The organism is Streptomyces bohaiensis (genome assembly GCF_012033785.1).
Classification (GTDB): Bacteria; Actinomycetota; Actinomycetes; order Streptomycetales; family Streptomycetaceae; genus Streptomyces; species Streptomyces bohaiensis.
Map to the genome: position 1 here is coordinate 1 of NZ_JAAVJC010000296.1, position 5,695 is coordinate 5,695.

General features: G+C 75.9%; 4 protein-coding genes and 1 pseudogene. 2 read left to right on the forward strand and 3 right to left on the reverse strand.

Translation table 11 applies throughout. The features are described 5' to 3' along the window. Nucleotides 1–149: 149 nt before the first annotated feature. Nucleotides 150–1,109 (forward strand): Rossmann-like and DUF2520 domain-containing protein, encoded by a 960-nt coding sequence (locus tag HCN52_RS21210; protein ID WP_168090052.1) that lies wholly within the window; start codon nucleotides 150–152, stop codon nucleotides 1,107–1,109. After that, nucleotides 1,106–1,948: pseudogene (panC, locus tag HCN52_RS24925) on the forward strand (pantoate--beta-alanine ligase); the annotation flags it as partial. The gene HCN52_RS21210 and the pseudogene panC, both read left to right, overlap by 4 nt. An 821-nt stretch (nucleotides 1,949–2,769) precedes the next feature. Here panC and HCN52_RS21220 read toward each other — a convergent pair. The 3 genes from HCN52_RS21220 to HCN52_RS21230 form a co-directional block, all read right to left on the reverse strand. Beyond that, on the reverse strand, nucleotides 2,770–3,699 hold the full coding sequence (locus HCN52_RS21220; protein WP_168090054.1) for an ABC transporter permease: 930 nt from the start codon (nucleotides 3,697–3,699) through the stop codon (nucleotides 2,770–2,772). Further along, nucleotides 3,696–4,790 carry an ATP-binding cassette domain-containing protein gene (locus HCN52_RS21225; RefSeq protein WP_168090055.1) on the reverse strand — a complete coding sequence of 365 codons (1,095 nt, stop codon included), beginning with the start codon at nucleotides 4,788–4,790 and terminating at the stop codon, nucleotides 3,696–3,698. The genes HCN52_RS21220 and HCN52_RS21225 overlap by 4 nt, the downstream gene beginning before the upstream one ends. 74 nt (nucleotides 4,791–4,864) lie before the next feature. After that, nucleotides 4,865–5,482 (reverse strand): NADPH-dependent FMN reductase, encoded by a 618-nt coding sequence (locus tag HCN52_RS21230; protein WP_168090056.1) that lies wholly within the window; start codon nucleotides 5,480–5,482, stop codon nucleotides 4,865–4,867. Nucleotides 5,483–5,695: the final 213 nt, after the last annotated feature.

The following is a 5,695-nucleotide window of genomic DNA, read 5'->3' on the forward strand; positions in this document are numbered from 1 at the left end:
GGCCCGAGCCCGCCGGGCCGACCCGTGACAAGCCGTCCCGAACCGGCGGCCGCCGGCCCGCTCGCCCGGGCCGCCGGCGGCACCGGCCCGGCCCGTAGCATGGCGTCGATCGTCCGGTACCGGATCGACGGACTGGAACGGAAGGCGCCGTGAACCAACCACCCCCCGCCCCGCCCGGCCGGGCCGAGGACCGACCAGCCCGACTCACCGTCGGCGTCGTCGGAGCCGGCCGCGTCGGCCCCGCGCTCGCCGCCTCGCTCGCCCTGGCCGGCCACCGCCCCGTCGCCGTCTCCGCGGTGTCGCAGACCTCCCGCCGCCGCGCGGCCGAGCTGCTGCCCGACGCGGCCGTCGTCGAGCCGGCGGAGGTGCTGGCCCGCGCCGAGCTCGTGCTGCTCACCGTCCCCGACGACGCACTCCCCGACCTCGTCGCGGGCCTCGCCCGCACCGGCGCGGTCCGCCCCGGCCAGTTGCTGGTCCACGCCTCGGGCCGCTACGGCACCGGCGTGCTGGAGCCGGCCCGCCGCGCGGGCGCGCTGCCGCTGGCGCTGCACCCGGTGATGACCTTCACCGGCACCGCCGTCGACGTGCAGCGGCTCGCCGGCTGCTCGTTCGGCGTCACCGCACCCGAGGAGCTCCGGATGGCCGCCTCGGCGCTGGTCATCGAGATGGGCGGCGAACCCGAGTGGATCGAGGAGGCCGCCCGCCCGCTGTACCACGCGGCGATCGCGCTGGGCGCCAACCACCTGGTCACCCTGGTCGCGCAGTCCATGGAGGTGCTGCGCGCCGCCGGCGTCACCGCCCCGGACCACATGCTCGGCCCGCTGCTCGGCGCCGCCCTCGACAACGCGCTGCGCTCCGGCGACGCCGCGCTGACCGGCCCCGTCGCCCGCGGCGACGCCGGCACGGTCACCGAGCACGTCGCGCAGCTGCGCCACCACGTGCCCGGTGTGCTGCCCGGCTACCTCGCCATGGCGCGGACCACCGCCGACCGGGCGCTCGACAACGGCATGCTCCGCCCCGAGCAGGCCGAACGGCTGCTGGAGGCCCTGGCGGGCGCGCCCCCGGCCGGCGGCGCCGACGGCACGGGACGGACGGAGGACGACCGATGACCGGCCCGCAGCTGGTGCACACCGCCGCCGACCTGGCGGGGCTCCGCCGCCCCGGCGCCACCCGCGCCGTCGTGATGACCATGGGCGCGCTGCACCGCGGCCACGCCGCCCTCGTCGCCGCCGCGCGCCGCGAGGCCGGACCCGACGGGCAGGTCGTCGTCACCGTCTTCGTCAACCCGCTCCAGTTCGGGCCCGGCGAGGACTTCGACCGCTACCCGCGCACCCTCCCCGACGACCTGCGGATCGCCGGCGAGGCCGGCGCGGACGTGGTCTTCGCCCCCGCCGGCGACGAGGTCTACCCCGACGGCACCCCGCTGGTCACCCTCGCCGCCGGCCCGATGGGCGAACGGCTGGAGGGCGCCCACCGGCCCGGCCACTTCGACGGCGTGCTCACGGTGGTCGCCAAGCTGCTCCACCTCACCGACCCGGACGTGGCGCTCTTCGGCGAGAAGGACGCCCAGCAGCTGGCGCTGATCCGCCGCATGGTCCGCGACCTGGACTTCCCGGTCCGGACCGTCGGGGTGCCGACCGTCCGCGAGGAGGACGGCCTGGCGCTGTCCAGCCGCAACCGCTACCTCTCGCCGACGGAGCGCCGTACCGCGCTCGCCCTCTCCCGCGCGCTGTTCGCCGCCCGCGACCGGCTCGCCGCCGAGGCCGCGCTCCGCGCCCGCGTCCGCCAGGCCCCGCCGGCCGGGCCCGGCCGGGCCGAGGCGCTCGCCGCCCTCGACCAGGAGGAGGCGTCCGCCGATGCGCGCGCCGTCGCCCACGCCGCCGGGCCGGCCGACCCCGCGGGCTCCGCGCTGGTCGCCGCCGACACCGTGCTGCGGGAGGCGGCCCGGCGCGAGGCGGCGGAGCTGGGCATGTCCGTCGCCGTCGGCCGTCCCGGGCACCGCTCGGGGGCGGCTGCCGCCGGCGCCCGACCTGCCGGGGGTGACGAGCCCACCGGTGGTGCCGCCGGAGACCGTACCGCCGGGAGCCCGCTGGTGCGGCCGCCGGCGCGGGAGTTCCGCCACGACGGCGCGGTCTGGCAGCTGACGTTCGGCGGACGGACGGTGCACCTCCCCGACGCCAAGGGGCTGCGCGACCTGCATCTGCTGCTGGCCAGTCCCGGCGAGGCCGTTCCCGCCGTCCGGCTGCTGTCGCCGGCGGGCGGCGACGCGGTGGTGGCGGCCCACTCCCTGGGCGGGGACGAGGTCCTCGACGAGCAGGCGCGCGCGGCCTACAAGCGGCGACTCGACGCCCTCGACGACGAGATCGACCGGGCGGCACTGCTCGGGAACGACGACCGGGCTGCGCGGCTGGACCGCGAACGCGACGCCCTTCTCACCGAGTTGCGGGCGGCGGCCGGTCTGGCCGGCCGGTCGCGCCGACTGGGGGACAACGCCGAGCGCGCCCGGAAGACGGTGACGGCCCGTATCCGGGACACCCTGCGCCGGCTCGACGTGCGCCATCCCGAGCTCGCGAGCCACCTGCGCGCGACCGTCTCCACCGGCGCGCGCTGCTGCTACCAGCCGCCGGACGCCACTCCCTGGCAGCTCTGAGCGGCGCCCGACCCGGGCCCGGGCCCGTCGGGCCCGGCCGCGCCCGTCGCCCCGCCCCCGCGGAGCGCGCGGGAGCGGGACGACGGGCGCAGCGTGACCGGCCGGGAGGGCCGGTCGGTTCACTTGCGGTTGTACAGCCGCATGGTCAGCGTTCCGAAGACGGCCATGATCAGACCGCCGGCCACCAGCGTCCAGGTGATCTCGCCGGTGTTGACGTGGCCCGCCATGAGATCGCGGACCGCCGCCACCAGGTGCGCGATCGGGTTGACGTCGACGAACCCCTGCAACCAGCCGGGCATCGTCTCGGGGTCGACCAGGATGTTGCTGAGGAACGTCATCGGGAACAGCACCATCATGGAGACGCCCATGACGGACTTCTCCGAGCGCAGCAGCAGCCCGAACATCGTCCAGATCCACGAGAACGCGAAGCAGAAGACGACCAGCAGGCCGACGCCCGCGAGCACGCCGACCGGGCCCCCCTCGGGACGGAACCCGAGGATGAGGCCGACGGTCAGGATCACCGCGGAGGCGACGGTGTAGCGGAAGGCGTCGCCGAGCAGGTAGCCGACCATCGGCGACGGCCGCCAGACCGCCAGCGTCCGGAAGCGGTCGAAGACGCCCTTCTCGATGTCGTTGTTGACCGAGACGCCGGTGTACATCGTCGTCATGATGACGCTCATCACCATGATCCCCGGCAGCAGGTACTGGAGGTACTCGGTTGTCGAGCCCGCCAGGGCACCTCCGAAGAGGAAGGTGAACATCAGGGTCATGATGATCGGGAAGACCGTGACGTCGGCGAGCTGCTCCGGCACGTGCTTGATCTTCAGCATCGCCCGCCAGCCGAAGGTGGCGGGGGCCGACACCGGTCCGGGGCGCGGCGGGCGCTCCCGGTTGACGAGGAGTTCCGTCAGGGGGTCGGCGACGGGCCGGTCGGCGACGCCCGTCCCCGCGGCTCCGGCCGGGCCCGCCGCGCCGCTCCCGCCGGCTGCGCCGCCGGTGGCGGTGTCGGTGGCGGTGCCCGGGCCGGTGCCGGTGTTGGTGGTGGTCATGCCGAGGTCCTTTCGGTGGTCCGACCGCCGTGGGCGGTGCCGGAGTCGGTCGTGCCGCCGGTGCCCCGGCCGGCCGGGGAGTCGGTGCCCGGCGCGTCGCCGGTGGCGCCGCCGTCGCGGGAGTCCGCCGGGTGCCCGGTGATCGCGAGGAACACCTCGTCGAGGCTGGGCCGGCCGAGCGAGAAGTCGTCGACGACGATCCCCGCCCGCGCCAGCTCTCCCAGCGCCGACGCCGCGCGCTCCGCGGCGACCCGGTCGTCGCCGGTGGTGGAGAGGCGAGCCGTCAGGGCCACCGGGTCCGCGTCGAGCTGGACCTCGGCGGCGAGGGCGACCGCCAGCACCTGCCGGGCGGCCTCCCGCCGGTCGGGGTCGCGCAGTCGCACGTGCACCGCTCCCGCGCCGACGGACGACTTCAGCTCCCCGGGCGTGCCCTCCGCGATGACCCGGCCGTGGTCGATGACGGCGATCCGGCCGGCGAGCTGGTCGGCCTCCTCCAGGTACTGCGTGGTGAGCAGCACGGTCGTCCCGGTGGCGACGATGGTGCGGATGATCTCCCACACCTGGCTGCGGCTGCGCGGGTCGAGCCCGGTGGTGGGCTCGTCGAGGAAGAGCAGGTCGGGGATGTTCAGCAGGCTGGCGGCGATGTCGACCCGTCGCCGCATGCCGCCGGAGTACTTCTTGACCTGGCGGCCCGCGGCGTCCTCCAGGCCGAACGCGGCCAGGAGTTCGTCGCCGCGTTCCCGGGCGGCCCGCTTGTCGTAGCCGAGGAGCCGGCCGAGCAGCGTCAGGTTCTCGCTGCCGGTGAGGTCCTCGTCCAGCGAGGCGTACTGCCCCGTCATGCTGACCCGGCGGCGTACCTTCTCCGGCTCGCGCAGCACGTCGTGGCCGAAGACGCGGGCGGTGCCGCCGTCGGGCCGCAGCAGCGTGGCGAGCATCTTCACGGTGGTGGTCTTGCCGGCGCCGTTCGGGCCGAGCACACCGTAGACGGCCCCGCCCGGTACCGACAGGTCGACGCCGTCCACGGCGCGGTTGTCGCCGAAGGTCTTCACCAGCCCGCTGGTCTCGATCACTGGTGAGTGGTGGTCGGTCATCTCTTTCCTTCGTCCGGTGGTCAGTGGGGTGGTCGGGTGGGGCCGGGGCGCCGAGGGGCCGCCGACTCCGAGGGTCAGCCGACGTAGGGGCGGGCCGCGCGGCCCTCGCGCAGGGTCAGCCCCCACCAGCTGAGGCGGTCCAGCATCCGGTGGGCGACGCGGTGGCGGTCCTCCGCCGCCGCGTCACCGGGGAAGGCCGTGCCGTCGGCGTGGTCGCCGCTGTCGGCACCGTCGGGTGCGTTGTCGCGGAGGTCGAGGTGGAGGCCGTCCCGGAGGGTCACGGCGTGGAGCTCGGTGAAGACGGAGCGCAGCTGTTCCACCGCGTAGCGGCCGGCCCACCGGTAGCCGTAGGAGACGAAGGCGACGGGCTTCGCCTGCCACTCGTCGAAACCGTAGTCGACGGCCTGCTTCAGCGCCGCGGGGAAGCTGCGGTTGTACTCGGGGGTGACGACGACGAAGCCGTCCGCCCGGGCCAGCCGCCGTGTGAACGCGGTGACCGCGGCGTCCGGGGTGTCGGTGCGGCGCGCGGGGAACTCCCAGGCGGCGAGATCGAGGAGGTCGACCTCGTGGTCGTCGCGGCCGGCGGCGAGGGCGGCGAACCAGCGTCCGATGCCGTCACCGGCGCGGGTCTCACGGGTGCTGCCGACGATGACGGCGGTGCGCAGCGGCGCTGCCCTCGGGTCCTCGCTCATCCGGGTGCCTCCTCGGTCTCACCCCTCAGGCGCGAGATCGGGTCTCGCTTCCGCGAGATCGTTCCTAGCGGGCCGCGCTCGGTGCTCGCGGCGGTCGGCGTGCCGGCAGGCAGCCCGCGAAAAGCCGTTGCCCGCGCCCGGCCGCCACTCGTAGGGTCCCGCCCATGTGCTGCTTCTCGCTCGCCGTCGCACGGCCCCGCCGCTCCTAGCGGC

Excerpts from the sequence above, each read along its gene's own strand:
- HCN52_RS21230 (WP_168090056.1), bottom strand. The coding sequence starts at position 5,482 with ATGAGCGAGGACCCGAGGGCAGCGCCGCTGCGCACCGCCGTCATCGTC.
- HCN52_RS21225 (WP_168090055.1), bottom strand. The coding sequence starts at position 4,790 with ATGACCGACCACCACTCACCAGTGATCGAGACCAGCGGGCTGGTGAAG.
- HCN52_RS21220 (WP_168090054.1), bottom strand. The coding sequence starts at position 3,699 with ATGACCACCACCAACACCGGCACCGGCCCGGGCACCGCCACCGACACC.